We start from the raw sequence: 18,268 nt of genomic DNA, 5'->3' as shown, positions 1-18,268 counted from the left end.
AGGGCTTTTTTAATACTATCTGCATCAAACATTATTAAGTTCCTTTTTCTTTTTTTCTATAATTTCTTTTGTTTTTAAAGTAATATCTTTTAAATTTACCTCTATTTTTTCTTTACTTTCTCTTATGAAAATATCTATTAACCCTTTTTCAATATTTTTACCAAGTGTTACTCTGATGGGTACACCTATAAGATCAGCATCCTTGAATTTAATACCCGGAGTTTCTTCCCTATTATCTATGATATAATCTATTTTATTTTCTTTAAACTCTTTTTCAATTCTTTCAGTTAAATTTTTGTTTAAATTAAAATCAACAATGTGAACCTCAAAGGGTGAAATAGTAATGGGAAGTGAAAGACCATTTTCGTCCTTATAGAGGTCAGCAGCAGATAAAAGAATTCTTCCAATTCCTATACCGTAACTCCCCATAATTATTGGTTTTTTTGAACCATCTTTATCAGTAAAGTATGCTCCCATTGTTTCAGAATACCTTGTACCAAGTTTGAAGATGTGACCCACCTCTATTGCATTTTTAAAAATTAGTTCCTCAGAACAAAAATAACATAAGTCTCCTTCCTTAGCCTCTCTTATATCCCCGATTTCCATTATTTTGAAATCTTCTTTTGGCACTATTCCCTTTATATGATAATCTTCTTCACCAGCTCCAATTACTCCACCTTCAATCTCATAAGCATATTCATCAATAATAAGAGGTAATTTACAATTTAATGGTCCAACAAAACCAGCAGAAACACCGAGTATTTCTTTTACCTCCTCCGGATCAGCAATTCTTACAGTAGAGTTTAAAATTGAAGATAACTTTCCAATATGCAATTCATAGTCACCTCTAACAGCAGCAAGTATTGGCTTTTCTTCTTTCATTACAAGAATACTTTTTATTATACCTTCAAGGGGAATTGAAAGGAATTCTGAAACTTCTTGAGCACTTTTTATCTTTGGTGTATAAACTTTTTCCTTTTTCTTATTACCTTTAAAACTTTTTATTTTAGGCTTTGATTTTGCCACTTCCTTATTTGCTTTATATCCGCATTTTGGACATATAACCAGTTTATCTTCTCCATAGAGACTTTCCACCATAAATTCACCTGATTCTTTTCCACCCATAATTCCAGAAGAAGCCTGAACAAAATGAAATTTTAAACCGCATTTTAAAAAAATTTTTTCATAGGCTTTTTTATGTTTTTCATAAGATTCGTCTAAACCTTCCCATGTAGCATCAAAAGAGTAAGAATCTTTCATTGAAAATTCTCTGCATCTTAAAAGGCCACCCCTTGGTCTTGGCTCATCTCTAAATTTTGTTTGAATCTGATACCATATCTGTGGCAAATCCCTGAAGGATTTTATTTCATTTTTCGCAAGATATGTAACTATTTCTTCATGGGTTGGAGAGAGGGCAAATTCTGAACCTTTTCTATCTCTTAATCTGAACATATCATCACCAAAAGATTCCCATCTGCCTGATTCTTCCCATATAGATTTAGGGGATAAAGCAGGCATTAGCATTTCCTGGGCCCCGATACTATTCATTTCTTCCCTTACAATATTCTCTATTTTTTTTATACTTTTAAAACCTAAAGGCAAAAAAACAAAAACTCCAGCAGCAAGTTTTCTTACATAGCCAGCCCTCAATAAAAGGGCATAAGCTGGATTATCCGCTTCTCTTGGTACTTCCCTGAGAGTAGGAATAAAAGACCTTTCAAATTTCATACTATAATTATAAGAAATTAGCTTTTAAAAAGTGAAACATAAAAATTTCCTATTTTTTCCCAGTCATAATTCTGTGCTAAGTTTATTCCTTCCTTTATAAATTTTTCTCTTAATTTTTCATTTTCAATTATGGTTATAATAGCTTTTTTAAGAGATTCAACATCTCCTGGTGGTACAATTAACCCATTTACGCTATTTTCTATTACATCTCTTATTCCACCTACATCACTTGCTATAACAGGAACACCTGCACCCATTGCTTCTAATATAACTGTTGGAAGTCCTTCTGTATCACCTTCCTCTGTAATAATTGAAGGAACTACAAGAAGATCAGATTCACTTAAAATTTCAGGGATTCTCTCTCTTTCAACCCATCCTAAAAAATTTACATAATTTTCTAAATTTAGTTCTTTTACTAAATTTTTTAACTCTATTTCTAAAGGACCGGTCCCTCCGAGATTTAGGGTTACATTTTTATGAACATTGATTACTTTTTGTAATGCATAAAGGAGATATTTAATTCCTTTTTTTTCAACAAATCTTCCTAAAAATAAAATGTTAAATTTTTCCTTTTTAATTTTTTTATCTTTAACAAATGGAATTTTCATTCCCATAGGCTTTACAAAAATTTTTTCTTTTTCTGAAGCCCCCTTTTTATTTAAAATTTTTAAAATTTTTTCTCTTAATATGTTACTTACACAAATTATGTAATCAGAGTTATTGTAAATAAATTCTGCTAAAATTTTTCTAAAAGGAAGTTTTTCTATTGTATAAACATCAATAGCATGTGCAGTTGTTATATGTTTTACTTTAAGAAACTTTTTGAAAAAAGAACCTATTAAACCACTCGGAATTATCCAATGGGAATGAATGATATTTATTTTTAATTTTTTTATTAATCTGTAGGTAAAATAAAAGTAAGAGATAAAAAAAAGGGGAACCTGTAATTTTGCAAGAAAGCTTTTTCTGATATTTCTCATAATTCCACCATCATAACATAGCTTCTGTAAATTTAATGGAAAAAAATAAGGAAATCTATAAACTTTTACACCATCTAATTCTTCAAAAAACTTTGAATTTTTATGATGGGGGGCTAAAACTATAACTTCAAAGCCTTTATTTTTTATTTCTTTTGATAATTCAAATACAAAGGAAGGTGTAGTATCATTTTTATACCTTGGAAAAGTTGTTGTTAAAACAAGAACTTTCATTAATTTAATTATTAAATTTCTTCTGTTTCCTCCTTTTTTTCTCTATCAAAATAATAAATTTTTTCTTTATTTAAAGAAGATCCCCTCCTTCTAAGGATTGCAGGTTCTTCATCATTTCCGTTTTCATCAAATTTTGTGAAATTCAAGTCCTTAAAAGGATGAAAATTAGGTTCTCTTTTTTCCGAAGTATCTGAAATTCCCGAAGCAATTAATGTAATTTCTATCTTACCCTCCATTTCCTCACTGTAATCAAGACCTGTTATAATTTCCGTGTTCTCTGAATCTACTTCATTCATTACAAAGTCCATAACTTCGTTAATCTCTCTGATTGTTAAATCGTTTCCTCCAACTATATTTAAAAGAACTCCCTTTGCGTGTTTAATTCCCTCTGTATCAATGAGAGGAGAAAAAATTGCCTCTCTTGTAGCATTTTTGGCTCTGTTTTCTCCTTCAGCAATACCAATTCCCATGACTGCTTTACCTCCATATTTTAAAACAGTTCTTATATCAGCAAAGTCAACATTTACATACTGTGGCTTCTGAATAACATTGACTATTCCTTTAACAGCTTGAAAAAGGACTTCGTCAACCTTTTTAAAGGCTTCTTTCAAAGGCAGGTTTTCGTTTCCATTTTTTAATAATCTCTCATTTGGGATTACAATATAGGAATTAACATAATTTTTAAGTTCATTTAAAGCTTGTAGAGCCTTTCTTTGTCTCAGTGGACCTTCCATTAAAAAGGGTAGAGTAACAACTGCTGAGGTGAGAACATTAAGTTCTTCTTTACAGAGTTTTGCTATTACAGGGATTCCTCCGCTACCTGTTCCTCCTCCAAGACCTGCTGCAAGGAATATCATATCTGCATCCTTAAGTATGTTTCTGATTTCTTCAATGGATTCTTCTGCTGCTTTTTTTCCTATCTCAGGATCACCACCAGCTCCTTGTCCTTTGGTTATATTTTTCCCCAGCTGAATTTTTATATTTACAGGTACTCTATTTAAAGCCTGAACATCTGTATTGGCAACTATAAGTTCCACATTTTCAACTCCTTTTTCAGACATATATCTCACAGCATTGGATCCACCGCCACCTATACCTAAAACTTTTATTCTTATTGGCTTTATTGAGCTTTCATTTAATTTTATCATTCCTTGCTCCTTATTTTTAAAAGGGATTAGAACCCTTATCAAAAGTTTTCAAAAAAGTACTTTATATTCCTGAAAATTTGCGAAATTGAAAATCCTTTTTTTATTTTCCTGGAAAGCGAACTATAACCAGATGTCCTTAACATGTAGCCCACTTTCAAGGCACCTAAAGCTGCTGTATATGAAGGATCCGATATTATATCAGTTGAAAGTCCTTTAAAATTTTTTGGTTTACCTACTATGCAGGGAACGTTGAAAAAATTCTCTGCAACTTCAGTTATCCCTTTTAATTTTGCAATTCCACCTACAAGCACAATTCCTGCTGGTAATTTTTCTATTTCAATTACTTTTTCAACATACCATTTTACCCTTTCAAATATTTCTTCAAGCCTTGCAAAAATTGTTTCTTTAACAAATGCAGCTTTAATTTTCTTAGAAGGTCTTTCCCCAATCCCCTCAACTTCTATTTCCATGTTATTATCATTTTCCTCATAGGTGGTACTGAAAAGTTCAAGTAATTCTTTTGCCTTTTTACTTGTTATTCGTAAAATTTTTATAAGGTCATTGATAATGTATTTACCACCTATTGGAAAAGAGTCAGCATAAATTAAAGAACCCTTATTCCATACTGCAATATCCACAGTCCCCATTCCAATATCCATCAAAAGAACACCTTGATTTATTTCCTCTTCTTCAAGAACTGCATAGGAAGAAGCAATTGGTGAAAAAACAAAATTTTCTATTTCAAAATTTGACTTCCATGCCACCTTTCTTAATGTATCAAGTATATTTTTCTTTGCTTTTAAAATAAATGTTTCTACCTCAAGTTTTGTTCCCATCATTCCTACTGGTTCTTTTATTCCTTTTTGGTCATCAATAGTATATTCATTAGGATGAACATAAATAATTGATTTTTCTGAAGTATTTGATCTTTGAACTGCTGTATTTATTACCCTTATTCTATCATTTTCGTCAATTTCACCATCAGGATCTTTGACAGGGACAAATCCCTTTACAATTTCACTTTCAATATAGCTTCCGTTTATAGTTAAAATTATTTTTGTTCTCTTCTTTGGAACATCACCTTTTAATCTAAAAGCCTGTTCAACTGCTTCTTTTAATGAGTTAGAAACTTTTTCAATATTCTGAATCACGCCTGATTCAATTCCCCGAGAATCTATTTTGGGTGAATAACCCTCTATTTTTATACTTCCATTTTCAGGGCTTCCAAATACAGAGATAACCTTTGAAGTCCCTAAATCGACACTAACAATTCTCTTTCCCTCCATTTATTTGCCTCCTTCTAAAAAAGATAAAATTTCAAGGTTTAAGGAATCTTTAAATTCCTTTAAATTTTTTAAATAGTTGATTTTTTTAGCAAATCTTCCAAGACCGAATCGAATAATTTTTTTATCTTTGGTATAAATTGTAAGGCTCATAGGATCTACATACTCTATCTTTCTATAAAATTGAGGATTCATCTCTTTTATTTTTTTTAAAAGTTCTGAAGAAGGATAAAGAAAAGAGTTAAATTTAAGACTATCTGGTTCTATTTTTATATTTAAATTTAAAATTTGTGGTAATGAATCTACAATTTCTTTATCCTTTATCTTTAAAAGAAATCCAGTAGATGTTAAAAAGCTTTCTCTTCCATACTTTGCAATTATTTCTCCATAATAGTTTGAATTAACTTTATTTGCCTTTTTAAATCCAAATAAAAATAAAAGGAGAATGAAAAATTTCCTTTTACCTCTCATTTAAAATTTCCTCTGCATATATAAGTTCTCTTTTTAGTTTTATTCCAAATTTTTCGTAAACTTTTTCTTGCACAATTTTTATAATTTCCTTTATATCGGAAGATTTAGCATTGTTTACATTTATGATAAAGTTAGCATGTTTTCTTGAAACTTCAGCGCCTCCAATTCTTAAACCCTTTAAACCTGCAAGCTCAATCAATTTTCCAGCAGGTTGTTCCTTTGATGGATTCTTGAAAACACATCCTGCTGAAGGATATTCAAGAGGTTGAGTTTCCCTCTTTCTATTTAAAATTGATATAATTTCTTCTTTTATTACTTTTTTATCTTTTTTTTCCAGTTTGAAATAAGCACTTATTATAATTCCCTTTGTATAACCTTTCCTGTAAGAAAATTCAATTTCTTCTCTTTTTAATTTTTTTAAAAATCCATTTTCATAAACAAATATTTCTTTTAAATATTGTGATATTTCCTTTCCCATGCTTCCTAAGTTCATATAAATTGCTCCTCCGACAGTAGCAGGTATTCCTGCTGTAAATTCAAGTCCACCTAATCCTTTTTCCGATAGACTTTTGATTAGTTCTGAAAACTTAACCCCTGCATCAGCAATTACTCCATCATCAGTATATATAAATTCTTTTAAACTGGAAGTGGAAATAACGAGGACATCGAACACACCGTCAGGTAGTAGAATATTTGAGCCTCCTCCAATAAAGAGAGTTTTTAATCCTCTTTTTTCAGCAAATTCAAGAGCATCAAAAATTTCATCTACATTCCGTGGTTCAGCATAAAAAGATGCTGTTGAGCTAATCCTTAAAGTATTTTTGTTTTTTAAATTTATATTTCTTTTTATAAAGTTTTTATTAGTTAATACTATCATATATCTCCTCCACGATTTTGTAAACATTGCCTGCACCAACAGAACATATAAGATCACCTTCTTTTACTATATTTAAAATTTTTTCTTTTAGATTTTTTTCTCCATCATAAACAGAATTTGAATATTTTTTAAGTTCCCTAAGTATGAGTTTATGAGTTACTCCTTTTATTTTCTTTTCACCTGCGGGATAAATGGGTAAAACTATTACAATATCTGAAAGACTTAAACTTTCTGCAATTCCCTTCCATAATATTTTTGTTCTTGTGTATCTATGGGGCTGAAAGACTACCAGAATTCTTCCATTTTTCCAGAAGTTTTTTGCTGTTTTTAAAAATTCTTTTATTTCTGTTGGATGATGTGCATAATCGTCTATAAGTCCAATTCCCTTTTTTATACCTTTAAATTCAAATCTCCTTTTTACGCCTTTAAATTCCATTAGAGTTTTTTTTGTTATATAAAAAGGAATTTTAAGTAAGTAGGAAACACCAATTGCTGCAAGAGAGTTTAAAATGTTGTGCATTCCAGGTATATTAAGCTCAAATTTTCCAATATTTTCTCCTTTTACCTTTACTTCAAATTCACTTTTCGTTTCCTTTAAATTTATGTTGTAAGCATAGATATCATTAAATTTGTTAAAACCATAACTTATTTTTTTTCTTTCTACTTCCTCTGCAATTTTTCTTAAGTTTTTGTCATCACCACAATAAACTACACCACCATAAAAGGGGACTTTTAACATAAATTCTTTAAAGGCTTCCTTTAAAGCTTTCATTGTTTTATAGGTATCAAGATGTTCCTTATCAATATTTGTTATCACACCTATACTGGGAAAGAGATGAAGAAATGACCTGTCAGATTCATCTGCTTCTGTTACAAGAAATTGTCCCCATCCAAATATTCCACCCGTATCCATACCTCTTATTATTCCTCCAACTATTGTTGTTGGTTCAAGACCTGCATTTTTAAGTAGATTAGAGATCATTGTTGTTGTAGTTGATTTTCCATGTGCTCCTGTTATACATATTGAGAATTTGATTTTTGTAAGTTCAGCAAGCATCTCCGCTCTTCTTATTACAGGAATTCCTCTTTTTTTAGCTTCCTTAATTTCAATATTATCCATAGAAATTGCACTGGAATAAACAACGAGATCCTGATCCTTTATATTTTCCTTACTGTGTTTGTAAAATACTTTTATTCCGAGAACTTCAAGTCTCTTTGTAGTTTCACTTTTTCTTATATCACTTCCTGTTATTTCAAAACCCATATGTTTTAAAATTTCAGCCATCCCTGACATCCCTGAGCCACCTATTCCAACGAAATGTATCTTTTTTATTCCTGTATGCACGAATAACATGACTTTATCTCCCTTTTTAAAATTTTTCTCCAGTCAGGTAATTCTTTAAAGTTTTCTTTTTCTTTAAAAATTTCATCTATTTCCTTTTTTAAAATAAAAGGATCCACTTTTTCTTCAATAAGGATTTTAAATGTTCCGTATCTTTTAGCAAAAAGGGCGTTATAATGCTGGTGATTATCTGCAGCATATGGGAATGGAATAAAAATTGCTTTTTTCTTTATTTTTAAAATTTCAAAAACTGCTCCGGCTCCTGATCTTGATACTACAACATCACAGGCAGAATAAAAGTTTTCCATATCATTTCTAAAAGGAAAAAGATAAAAATTTTCTCTTTTTAATTTTTCTTTATATTCTTCATAAAATTTACCAGCAAGAGTGAGTATAGTATCGTCTGTGATTTCAGAATATTTGTGAGATAATTCAATAAGTTTTTTAGCACCTTGACTCCCTCCTAAAAAGAGTATGGTTCTTTTATCAAGGGGAATATTAAGTATCCTCCTTGCTTCTTCCCTTGGTATTAATTTTAAATTTCTAACAGGATTAGAAAGTAAAATACATTTTTTTCTTAAGAATTTTTCTGTTTCCTTAAAACTCACAAAAATTTTATTGGAAAATTTACTGAAAATTTTTGTAACAACTCCAGGTATTGAATTCTGTTCAAAAACAAATATTTTTTTTCTCATTAGAAGTGAAGGAATAAAAAAAGGAAAGGAAGCATAACTTCCGAAAATAAATATCATATGAGGGTTAATTTTTAAAATAAACAAAAAGCTCTGAAAAGTTCCCTTTAAAATCTTAAAAATGTTTAAAAAGATTTTTTTAAAGTTTTGACCTTTAAAAGGTGCTGAATCAAATTTAAAGTCAAAATTTATATTAAAATCTGTATCATCTTTCAAGGAAGCTAATAAATAAGTTTTAAAATTCAAACTTTCAAGGAATTTTTTTACTTCCAGTGCAGGAAAAATGTGACCACCGGTTCCACCTGTTATTATGAATATCTTGACCATAATAATTCTATTTTCTCCTCTCTTAAAATTTCCCTATTTGCAATGATATTATAGCAGGAGCCAAATAAAAAAGAATAAGTTATTCCCGAGGAACCCCCATAGGAAATAAGAGGTAGTGGTACACCTGTAACAGGAAGAATTCCCAGATTTACAGAAATATGAACAAAAACATTAAAAAATGTAAAAATAGCAGTCCCGAGCACATAAGTTTTAAAAAATTCATCTTCTATTAAAAGAGCACTATCAATTAAACTTTTAATTAAAATCAAATAAATAAAAATTAAAATAGAGATACCAACAAGTCCTGTTTCTTCTGCAATCAGAGAAAATATAAAGTCCTTTGATAGATCTGGTAAAAATTTATATTTAATTTTTCCTTTACCGATACCTACCCCGAAAATTCCCCCTCTTGATATTGCTATTTTTGCTTGTTTTACTTGGTATACTACTTCCCCACTCCTATAACTTTTTATTCTACTCATTACATAACTTTTTTTTATAAATATAAGGGAAAGAAGTAAAAGAGGTAATATAATAAATGCTATTAGAAAGTATTTGAATTTTATACCTTTAAGGAAAATAAGAGTTCCTGTTACAAATATTATAGAAACTATCATTGAAAAGTGAGGTATAAGGTAAAGAAAGATAAGGGCAAGTAAAAGATAAGTTAAAAAACCTAATACTCTCAGAGGATTTTGAGGCTCACTTAAAAAATTGGAAATCTGAAGTAAAAATCCAATTTTAAATATTTCTGAAGGTTGTATTGTGAAATCATAAAATGTAATCCATCTGTAGGTGTTTTTTATTGAGATATCTAAAATAATGGGAACTAAAAGGAAAAATAAAAGTGACCAACTTATTAAAAATCTTGTACTTTTAAGAAAAGATAATGGAATAATAATTCCCATAAAGAAGGAAACCACATTTAAGATATTTCTTGAAAGAATTTTTAAAAGCGTATCAAGAAAAACTTCCTCACCTTTAAATATCCAGGAGTAAAAATTAGAGGAGAAAAGAAAGATAAAGGATAAAAGAGATAGTATAAAAACCGATAAAATTAAATTTCTTTCACCCATCTTTTAAAATCCTCACCACGTTCTGCATAATTTTTATACTGATCAAAACTTGCAAGTCCTGGGGAGAAAAGAACAATGTCTCCCTTATCAGAACTTCTTTTTGCTTCATAAACAGCATCTTTTACGGTTTTAACTCTTTTTATCTCTTTTAAGCCACTTAAATTATTTTCAAGAAATTCACCAGCTTCTCCATAAAGAATTATTTTTTTAACCTTCTTTTTAACTTCTTCTTTTATTGAATCAAAGGAAATATTTTTGTTTTTCCCGCCGAGTATAAGAATTATATTTTTGCTATTAAAAGATTTTAAAGCATAAAGGACGGAATGAGGGTTTGTGGATTTTGAATCATTAATCCATAAAATATCCTTTTCCTTTTTAACAATTTCAAGGCGATGAGGTAGTGGTTTTAATTTTTTTAAAATTAGAACAATTTTTTCCTTATTTATACCCATAAGATAACTTACTAAAATGGAAAAAGCTAAATTATACTTATTTCCAGGACCTATAAAATTTTCAAACTCATCTTCTATTATTTCTCTTTTATCAAAAAGATTAATTATAAATTTTCCCTGTGAGTAATAAATTCCATTTACTTTTTCTCTTAAAGATACATAAAGGATATTGATATTATTATTTTTTATATTCTTTAAATTTTCATCCTCATAATTCAAAATTAGATAATCACCTTTTCCCATATTTTTGAAAATCTTTAATTTTGACTCTCTATATTCTTCAAAGGAATTATGGGAATCAAGATGATCTTCTGAAATATTTAAAATACAGGCGATATCAGGTTTAAATCTTTTTATAAATTGAAGCTGAAAACTTGAAACTTCAAGAACAAAAATACCTTCTCTGTAGTAAAGGTCAGTAAGTGGTTTTCCTATATTACCTCCAAGAAAAACCCTTTTATTTTTTAGATTTTCTTTTAAGATATTATAAATAAGGTGTGTTGTTGTGGTTTTACCATTTGTTCCTGTTATTGCAATTATTTTTCCATTTATTAAATTAAAACCAAATTCGAGTTCTGGTATTATGGTTTTACTGTTCTTTATCAAGTTTCTGAATTGATGATGATTTAAAGCTATTCCCGGTGATAATATAATTCTATCAAATAAAGGTAAAAGATGCTCATTCTGAAATTTTTTATCTATTACAAAAGGTTTTAATCCTTCTTTTAACATAAAGGAAAAAACAGATTTTCCAGAAGAACCGAATCCCCAGATTGCATTCTTCATCTGATTTTTAAAGTGCTTACTGCTATAAGAGAAAAAATTAAGGATGTTATCCAGAATCTTACCACAATTTTTGGTTCAGAAAATCCTTTTTTTTCAAAATGGTGATGGAGAGGTGCAATTAGAAATACTCTTTTCCCGAATCTTCTATAAGAAAATACCTGTATCATAACACTTAAAGCTTCTATAACAAAAACAAATCCAGCAATTGGGAGAAGGAGCTCATGTTTAATAAGAGCAGCCATTGATGCAATTCCTCCTCCAATTGCGTGAGAGCCTGTATCCCCCATAAAAATTTCAGCAGGGTATGAATTGAACCATAAAAAACCAATTGTTGAACCGAGAAGAGCAGAGCCGAATACAGATATTTCCCAGGATTTTGGTATAAAGAGAACATTTAAATAGTTTGCTATTTTGAAGTGCCCACCCACATAAGCAAAAACTGTGAAAGCAAAAATAACAGGAGCTGCAACACCAGCTGCAAGACCGTCAAGTCCGTCGGTTAAGTTAACTGAGTTTATTGTACCAAGATACATGAAAAATATTAAAAAGGGGTAAAGAAAATCAAGGGAGAGAAGTATATTTTTGAAAAAGAGCATCTGTGTTTTAAACCTGATTTCAGGGCTGTAAATAAAGAAATAAAAGGAAATAAAAATTAAGGTAACAATAACTTGTAATAAAAATTTAGGAACCTGGTTAAGTCCCTTTCTGTTTTTAGTTTTTCTTATATCATCAAGAAATCCTACAAAAGAAAAACCCAAGAAGGGAAGAAGGGCAGCATAAATAAAGGGATTTTTAAGATCAGCCCAAAGCAAAAGGGAAATTATTACACTTATAACAATTATTAATCCTCCTGATGTGGGTGTCCCCTCCTTTTTTTTATGATGTTCAGGAACATCTTCCTTTATTTTTTCTCTTAAGTTGAATTTTTTGGAAAGCTTTAAATAGTAGGGCATTATAATAATAGTCAGTAAGAAGGAAGTAACAGCAGCATAGAGAGCTCTGAATGTGACATATCCAAATAAATTAAAGGGAGTCCATAAACTTTTAAGAGGATATAAAAATTCAAGGAACATTTATTACACCCTCCAAAATTTTTTCCATTTCCATTTTTCTTGAACCTTTTATTACAATTAGAACGTTTCTCTCTAAGATCTCTTTTAATTTTTCTTTCATTTTATTTTTGTCAGTATAATGTGAAGAAAAAAGACCCAGTTTTTCACTTTCTTCTGAAGTAAATCTTGAATATTCTCCTAAGGTAAAAACAGCATTATAATTTTTTGCTTTTAAAATTCTTGCTATTTCCCTGTGATAAAACTCTGAATATTCACCAAGTTCTAACATATCTCCCATAAAAAGGAATTTTTCCTTTTTATTGAAAAAGGTTCCAGTTTTTATTGCATCTTCCATGGAAAGAGGATTTGCATTATAGGCATCAAGAATTATTATTGCATCCTTGTAATTTATTAACTGCATTCTGAGTTCAGGGAATTTAAAATCATCAAATATATCTTCACTTATGTTGAGTTTAAGTAGAAAAGATGTCTTTAAAGCCGAGAGTGCATTTTCTACCATACCAAAACTTGGAACATTTATTCTGAAATTGAAATCATTTTTATAGATGAAATATTTACCATCCCATTTTAAATTTTTTTCTTTAACCTCATAATATACTATGTTTGCTTTTGTTTTTATTAGATGAATGTAAGGTGAATTTTTATTAACAACTAAAAAACCATCAGGTGGTAATTTTTCAAAAAGTTTTGATTTTTCTTCTACAACTTTTTCAATACTTTTAAGTCCTTCAAGATGTCCTGGCCCTATTTTTGTTAAAATTCCTAAATCGGGTTTTATAATTTCACGAAGTTCCTCCATTTCACCTTCTTTATTTATCCCTGCTTCCATTATTATATAATCAGTTTCAGGAGGTGCATTTAAAAGTGTTAAGGAAGCACCGATAAAGTTGTTATAGCTTTTTGGAGATGGAAAATTTTTCTTATTATTTTTATTCATTATGTGTGATAACATGAACTTTAAAGTGGTTTTTCCAACAGTTCCTGTAATTGCAATAATTTTCCCCTTTAAATTTTTCCTTCTTTCTTTTGCAAGTTCAATTAAAAATTTGAGGGTATCTTCAACAAAAATTATTTTCTCATTTTTGAATTTGTTTTCAAATTCTTTTGGTAAAATTGCAAGTTTAGCTCCCCTTTTTAGTGCATCCTCTACAAAATAAGCACCATGAGTTTTCTCTCCTCTCAAAGCAAAAAATATATCACCTTCTTTAATTTCCCGAGAGTCAATTTTTACAGATTTTAAATCTTTTAAAATTTTTTCAACTAATTCTTTCATGATTTCCCTCAAGTATTTCCATAACAACATCCTTGTCTTTAAAGGGAATTTTTTCTCCCTTTATTTCCATGTAGTCCTCATGACCTTTACCTGCAATTAAAATAATATCACCTTTTTCAGCAAGTTCTACCCCCTTTTTTATTGCTTTTCTTCTATCCGGTTCAATTATTACTTTATCAAGTTCACCCTCAGGAATTCCTGATTTAATATCCTCTATGATTTTGATCGGATCTTCAAATCTTGGATTATCATTGGTAAGAATCAGTATATCAGCATACTCTGAAGCAATTCTTCCCATCATAGGTCTTTTTTCCTTGTCTCTGTTGCCTCCTGCTCCAAAAATAGTGATAAGTTTTTTAGGATGTAAACTTTTTAATGTTTCAAGAGATGCATTTAAAGCATCAGGGGTATGGGCATAATCTATGTATATATAGAATCCCTTTTTAGAAGAAATTTTTTCAAGCCTTCCTTCAATTCCTTCAAATTCAGTTAAGGGTTTTAAAAAATCTTCTTCTTTAAATCCGAGTTCTTTAAGCATTGCAAAAACAGCACATATGTTATAGGCATTAAATTTACCTATAAGTTTTGTTTCAAAATCTATTTCTCTTTTATTATACTCAATTTTCAATCCCATACCTTGAGAAGATATGTATTTGATAAAAATCCTGTAATCTAATTCTTCAAGATAAAATCCATAACTTTTTTTATTTTTATTATCAATTTCTTCAAAGATTCTTTTTCCGTATGGATTTTCAACATTGATAAGAGATGGTGCATTTTTACTTAAAAGATAAAAAGCCTTTTTCTTTGCTTGGTAATAATTTTCCATTGTTTTATGGAAATCAAGATGGTCTCTTGTTATTCCAGTATATATAAGTCCCTCTAAGGTAATGTCATAAATTCTCTTTTGCTCAAGACCATGGGATGTAACTTCCATAAAAAGGTAATCTATTTTTTCTTTCTCCATCTCCTTAAAAATTCTGTAAAGATAAGTTGCAGGAGGTGTTGTGTAACCTTTGAAAATTATTTTATCTTTTACTCTTGAACTTAATGTTCCTATTACCCCATTTTTAATTCCGAGTTTATCAAAAACAAAAGAAAGGTAATTGGTTATTGTTGATTTTCCATTTGTTCCTGTAACACCTATGATTTTAAATTTAGGCTTTGAATAAAACCTTTGCAGAATCTTATGCATTGTCCCATAAACATCTTCTGTAATGAACTGAGGCACTTTAATTTCATTTATTTTTTCATCTGTTACAATACAAATTGCCCCCCTTTCTATTGCTTCTTTTATAAAATTTTTTCCGCTTGTTTTTGTTCCCTTTAAAGTAATAAACACATAATTTTTTTCTACTTCTTTTGAATTTTCTGATATACCTTTTACTTCTTCATTTTTGAAATTTATAAACTCCCCCTTTAAATTTTTGAATAAATCTTTAAGGTTCATATAGAGCTATTTCTTTTATAAGTAAAATTTCTTCAACAATTTTTTTGAACATTTCTGGTATAATTTCAGAGGAAAACCTTACATTCTGTGGTTCATCAAGACCGAGATATATTAAATATTCTGGATTTTCTTCCGGAAAAAAACCAACAAAACTCATTACAGAAAGTTCGTTTGAATATTTTCCATTGATTACCTTCTGTGAAGTTCCGGTCTTGCCGCAAATACTTAAACCTTCAATTTTTGCTTTTTTACCGCTACCTTCTTCAACAACTTTTCTTAAAAAATTTTTTATTATCAAACATTCCTCTTTATCAAAGATTTTTCTTGTTATGATTTTGCTATTAAATTCTCTAAAGTTTTTTTCATCCTTGATTCCCTTAACAAGCACAGGGTGAAGCAAATACCCGTTATTTGCTATTGCAGAATAAAAGAGAGCAATCTGGATTGGACTTACAAGTAATCCCTGGCCAAAGGAAAAAGTTAATAAATCGACCTTTGTTAATTTTTTCTTTTTTTCAATCAACCCACTACTTTCTCCTGGGAATAAAATACCTGTTGGGTTCCCAAAACCGCATCTATATGCAAAATTTATAAGTTCCTCCATTTTTAATCTTTCTGCTACTTTTGAAATCCCTATATTTGAAGAATTAACAATTATTTCCTCAAGGGTGAAGTAATTTTTTTTCTTCTTTTCAATTTCTGGGTCATTGATAATAACATCTTTTATTATTATTGGTTTGGAAACGTCAAATAACTCATTTAGTTTTACTTTTGAATTTTTTATTGCATATATAGCTGTAAGTGGTTTAAAGACTGACCCCGGTTCAAAGAGGTACTGGATATTATTATTTCGGAAGCTTTCCTCCTTAAATTTATAATAATTTTCTGGGTCGAAAAAAGGATAAGAGGATAAGGCAAGAATTTCACCATTTGATGGATTTATAACGCAAGCCCAACCTTTTTTAGCATTGTACTTTTCGGCGTAATCTTTAAGAATTTTTGAGCAGATTTTTTGTATTCTTATGTCAATTGTTAAAATAATATCCTTTCCATTTTCAGGTAAGATTATTTTGCTTTCAGGAAGTTTGCTATATTTACCGTCTGCTGTTCTAAAAAGTTCAATCATTCCGTCTTTTCCTTTAAGGATGTTATCAAATTCAAATTCAATACCTTCTAACCCTCTATCTTCTGAATTAACAAATCCAATTAAGTTAGATGTAATAAAGCCAAAGGGATATTTTCTTGTCCATTCATCATCCTTTATTATTGAAATGGCAAGTGGTATAAGATTTCTATCATAAATATCACCTCTTTTTGCTTTGATTTTTTTAATTCTTATAAATTCCTTTTCTCCTTCTTCTTCATAAATTCTTCCCTGGGGTAAGAGCTGAAAGTTTATAGCCTTATAAAAAATTAAAAAGAATGAGATTAAAATTATATTTTTAAAAATTTTAATCCTGAAAGTTTCTTTATTTTTCAACATAGTATTTTTCCTTTTCTGAATCAAAGAATAAGGCTTTTAAAAATTCCATTTTGTTATTAATTGCTCTATATTCAAGCTCAAGAAGTTCTTTTTCCCTTTTATATACTTCCTTAGATTTTTCTATAACTTTACCTCTTATGAAAAGTAAAAGGAAAAGGTAAAGGAATAATATTAAAATTAATGCTTTTCTTTTAATCTTTTTTTTCATATTCTTTCTCCTGCCCTTAGTTTGCATGAATTGCAATTTGGTTTTTCTTTTATTTCTTTTTCTGAAGGTGTAATTGGTTTTTTAGTAATAACTTTAAAAGAATTAGTTTTTAAAAAGTTTTTTATTATTCTATCTTCAAGAGAGTGATATGTAAGAAATACAGCTATTCCACCTGATTCCATTATTTGAGGTAAAAAGGAAAGAGTTTTTTTAATGTTTTCAATTTCTTTATTTATCCATATTCTAAAAGCCTGGTATACTTTTTGCAATATTTTTTCTTTATTGTATTTTATATTTTTTAAAATTATTTCATTAAATTCATCAGTGTATTTTATTTCTTTTTCCTTTATTCCTTTATAAATGTTAAGGGAAGTTTTTTTATAATTTTTTAATTCACCGTATTCTTTAAGGATAAATTCAATTTCTTTAAGAGTGAGTTTTTTCAATTTTTTATAAAGTTCTTCATTTTCGTATGGATTATATCTCATATCAAGGATTTCCTTTCTTTTGAAGGTAAATCCCCTGTTTGAGGAAGATATATGGTAGAAGGATAGACCAAAATCAAATATTATTCCATCAATTTTATTGATTCCCTCTTTTCCTAAAACTTCCGGTATTTCTGTGAAGCTGTTATTAAAGATTTTGAAATTTTTGAAATTTTCAAAAGTTTTTTTTCCCTTTTCATAGAGGAAGGGGTCTTTTTCAAAGGCGAAGAGTTTTCCTTTTGTTTTTTTAAGTATATGAATAGAATGTCCTCCTGTTCCAAAGGTGGCATCAACAATAATTTTTTTATTTTCTGGTTTTAAAATTTCAATAACTTCCTTTATCATACAGGAAGGGTGTATTTTTATTTCAGAATTTGAAATTACCGAAGTATTGATCATAGTCTATTTCCTCCTTTACTTTTTCAATGGTTTCTTCATATCTTGCAGGATCCCATATTTCAATCCATGCGAACATTCTTACAAATCTGCATTCCCTTTTTATTCCAGCGTATTCAGCAAGATGCCCTGGTATAAGGATTCTTCCATGGTTATCAAATTCTGTTTCAACTGCATCACCAAGTAAAAGCCTCATAAGGCTTCTGTTTTTAAAATCTCCTACACCTTTTTCCCTGAAGGCATTTTCAAAATTTTTCCATTCCCTTTCCGAAAAGACCCATATACATTTCTCAGGTCCTCTTGTTAAAATTATTTTTCCATTTCCATCAGGGGAGAGCACCTTACGCAAATCATGTGGGAAGGAAACTCTCCCTTTTTCATCAACCGGATTAATTCGGTTATTTCTTCCCACTTTTTCCCACTTTTTGACACCAAAGATTATAAGATAATGTTATGAAATTGTCAAGGATTTGTGGAAAATTATGTGGAAAACTTAAAAGTTTGAAT

At 29.5% G+C, this 18,268-nt stretch carries 17 protein-coding genes; all 17 read right to left on the bottom strand.

Annotated features, from left to right (window positions below):
• Window positions 1–24: 24 nt before the first annotated feature.
• From ABIN73_00525 to ABIN73_00445, 17 genes are read right to left on the bottom strand one after another with little or no spacing between them, the layout of a single operon-like run.
• Entirely contained in the window at window positions 25–1,728 is a 1,704-nt protein-coding gene (locus ABIN73_00525; protein MEO0268212.1) for a proline--tRNA ligase, read from the bottom strand.
• Window positions 1,729–1,745: 17 nt separating this feature from the next.
• Window positions 1,746–2,939, bottom strand: a complete 1,194-nt coding sequence (locus tag ABIN73_00520; protein ID MEO0268211.1) for a glycosyltransferase family 4 protein — start codon at window positions 2,937–2,939, stop codon at window positions 1,746–1,748.
• Window positions 2,940–2,950: 11 nt separating this feature from the next.
• Entirely contained in the window at window positions 2,951–4,087 is a 1,137-nt protein-coding gene (ftsZ, locus tag ABIN73_00515; protein ID MEO0268210.1) for a cell division protein FtsZ, read from the bottom strand.
• A gap of 38 nt (window positions 4,088–4,125) precedes the next feature.
• Window positions 4,126–5,373 (bottom strand): cell division protein FtsA, encoded by a 1,248-nt coding sequence (ftsA, locus tag ABIN73_00510; GenBank protein ID MEO0268209.1) that lies wholly within the window; start codon window positions 5,371–5,373, stop codon window positions 4,126–4,128.
• Complete coding sequence (locus ABIN73_00505) at window positions 5,374–5,841, bottom strand: hypothetical protein (protein MEO0268208.1); 468 nt, start codon at window positions 5,839–5,841, stop codon at window positions 5,374–5,376. It abuts the gene before it with no gap.
• Window positions 5,831–6,718 (bottom strand): UDP-N-acetylmuramate dehydrogenase, encoded by an 888-nt coding sequence (murB, locus tag ABIN73_00500; protein MEO0268207.1) that lies wholly within the window; start codon window positions 6,716–6,718, stop codon window positions 5,831–5,833. The genes ABIN73_00505 and murB overlap by 11 nt, the downstream gene beginning before the upstream one ends.
• Window positions 6,702–8,072 (bottom strand): UDP-N-acetylmuramate--L-alanine ligase, encoded by a 1,371-nt coding sequence (gene murC / locus ABIN73_00495; protein ID MEO0268206.1) that lies wholly within the window; start codon window positions 8,070–8,072, stop codon window positions 6,702–6,704. Before murC ends, murB begins: the two co-directional genes overlap by 17 nt.
• Window positions 8,048–9,079 (bottom strand): UDP-N-acetylglucosamine--N-acetylmuramyl-(pentapeptide) pyrophosphoryl-undecaprenol N-acetylglucosamine transferase, encoded by a 1,032-nt coding sequence (locus ABIN73_00490; GenBank protein ID MEO0268205.1) that lies wholly within the window; start codon window positions 9,077–9,079, stop codon window positions 8,048–8,050. The genes murC and ABIN73_00490 overlap by 25 nt, the downstream gene beginning before the upstream one ends.
• On the bottom strand, window positions 9,061–10,155 hold the full coding sequence (locus tag ABIN73_00485; protein MEO0268204.1) for an FtsW/RodA/SpoVE family cell cycle protein: 1,095 nt from the start codon (window positions 10,153–10,155) through the stop codon (window positions 9,061–9,063). Before ABIN73_00485 ends, ABIN73_00490 begins: the two co-directional genes overlap by 19 nt.
• The gene (gene murD, locus ABIN73_00480) at window positions 10,137–11,393 is read right to left on the bottom strand and encodes a UDP-N-acetylmuramoyl-L-alanine--D-glutamate ligase (protein MEO0268203.1); all 1,257 of its coding nucleotides are present in this window, start codon (window positions 11,391–11,393) and stop codon (window positions 10,137–10,139) included. Before murD ends, ABIN73_00485 begins: the two co-directional genes overlap by 19 nt.
• The gene (gene mraY / locus ABIN73_00475; GenBank protein ID MEO0268202.1) at window positions 11,390–12,466 is read right to left on the bottom strand and encodes a phospho-N-acetylmuramoyl-pentapeptide-transferase; all 1,077 of its coding nucleotides are present in this window, start codon (window positions 12,464–12,466) and stop codon (window positions 11,390–11,392) included. Before mraY ends, murD begins: the two co-directional genes overlap by 4 nt.
• The gene (gene murF, locus ABIN73_00470; GenBank protein ID MEO0268201.1) at window positions 12,456–13,739 is read right to left on the bottom strand and encodes a UDP-N-acetylmuramoyl-tripeptide--D-alanyl-D-alanine ligase; all 1,284 of its coding nucleotides are present in this window, start codon (window positions 13,737–13,739) and stop codon (window positions 12,456–12,458) included. The genes mraY and murF overlap by 11 nt, the downstream gene beginning before the upstream one ends.
• Entirely contained in the window at window positions 13,723–15,189 is a 1,467-nt protein-coding gene (locus ABIN73_00465) for a UDP-N-acetylmuramoyl-L-alanyl-D-glutamate--2,6-diaminopimelate ligase (GenBank protein ID MEO0268200.1), read from the bottom strand. Before ABIN73_00465 ends, murF begins: the two co-directional genes overlap by 17 nt.
• Entirely contained in the window at window positions 15,179–16,672 is a 1,494-nt protein-coding gene (locus ABIN73_00460) for a penicillin-binding protein 2 (GenBank protein ID MEO0268199.1), read from the bottom strand. The genes ABIN73_00465 and ABIN73_00460 overlap by 11 nt, the downstream gene beginning before the upstream one ends.
• Window positions 16,659–16,880: a hypothetical protein gene (locus ABIN73_00455; protein MEO0268198.1), complete on the bottom strand. Its 222-nt coding sequence runs from the start codon at window positions 16,878–16,880 to the stop codon at window positions 16,659–16,661. The genes ABIN73_00460 and ABIN73_00455 overlap by 14 nt, the downstream gene beginning before the upstream one ends.
• Window positions 16,877–17,764: a 16S rRNA (cytosine(1402)-N(4))-methyltransferase RsmH gene (rsmH, locus tag ABIN73_00450; GenBank protein MEO0268197.1), complete on the bottom strand. Its 888-nt coding sequence runs from the start codon at window positions 17,762–17,764 to the stop codon at window positions 16,877–16,879. Before rsmH ends, ABIN73_00455 begins: the two co-directional genes overlap by 4 nt.
• A complete protein-coding gene (locus ABIN73_00445) occupies window positions 17,733–18,173 on the bottom strand; it encodes a division/cell wall cluster transcriptional repressor MraZ (protein ID MEO0268196.1) in 441 nt (146 codons plus the stop codon). Before ABIN73_00445 ends, rsmH begins: the two co-directional genes overlap by 32 nt.
• Between the last annotated feature and the right edge of the window lie 95 nt (window positions 18,174–18,268).

Source organism: candidate division WOR-3 bacterium, assembly GCA_039804025.1.
Taxonomy (GTDB): Bacteria; Hydrothermota; Hydrothermia; order Hydrothermales; family JAJRUZ01; genus JBCNVI01.
Note: the sequence above shows the minus strand (reverse complement) of the source record. Positions and strands in the feature narration are given on the sequence as shown.

Coding starts and splice junctions, on each gene's coding strand:
- ABIN73_00525 (MEO0268212.1), bottom strand. CDS start 1,728: ATGAAATTTGAAAGGTCTTTTATTCCTACTCTCAGGGAAGTACCAAGA.
- ABIN73_00520 (MEO0268211.1), bottom strand. CDS start 2,939: ATGAAAGTTCTTGTTTTAACAACAACTTTTCCAAGGTATAAAAATGAT.
- ftsZ (MEO0268210.1), bottom strand. CDS start 4,087: ATGATAAAATTAAATGAAAGCTCAATAAAGCCAATAAGAATAAAAGTT.
- ftsA (MEO0268209.1), bottom strand. CDS start 5,373: ATGGAGGGAAAGAGAATTGTTAGTGTCGATTTAGGGACTTCAAAGGTT.
- ABIN73_00505 (MEO0268208.1), bottom strand. CDS start 5,841: ATGAGAGGTAAAAGGAAATTTTTCATTCTCCTTTTATTTTTATTTGGA.
- murB (MEO0268207.1), bottom strand. CDS start 6,718: ATGATAGTATTAACTAATAAAAACTTTATAAAAAGAAATATAAATTTA.
- murC (MEO0268206.1), bottom strand. CDS start 8,072: ATGTTATTCGTGCATACAGGAATAAAAAAGATACATTTCGTTGGAATA.
- ABIN73_00490 (MEO0268205.1), bottom strand. CDS start 9,079: ATGGTCAAGATATTCATAATAACAGGTGGAACCGGTGGTCACATTTTT.
- ABIN73_00485 (MEO0268204.1), bottom strand. CDS start 10,155: ATGGGTGAAAGAAATTTAATTTTATCGGTTTTTATACTATCTCTTTTA.
- murD (MEO0268203.1), bottom strand. CDS start 11,393: ATGAAGAATGCAATCTGGGGATTCGGTTCTTCTGGAAAATCTGTTTTT.
- mraY (MEO0268202.1), bottom strand. CDS start 12,466: ATGTTCCTTGAATTTTTATATCCTCTTAAAAGTTTATGGACTCCCTTT.
- murF (MEO0268201.1), bottom strand. CDS start 13,739: ATGAAAGAATTAGTTGAAAAAATTTTAAAAGATTTAAAATCTGTAAAA.
- ABIN73_00465 (MEO0268200.1), bottom strand. CDS start 15,189: ATGAACCTTAAAGATTTATTCAAAAATTTAAAGGGGGAGTTTATAAAT.
- ABIN73_00460 (MEO0268199.1), bottom strand. CDS start 16,672: ATGTTGAAAAATAAAGAAACTTTCAGGATTAAAATTTTTAAAAATATA.
- ABIN73_00455 (MEO0268198.1), bottom strand. CDS start 16,880: ATGAAAAAAAAGATTAAAAGAAAAGCATTAATTTTAATATTATTCCTT.
- rsmH (MEO0268197.1), bottom strand. CDS start 17,764: ATGATCAATACTTCGGTAATTTCAAATTCTGAAATAAAAATACACCCT.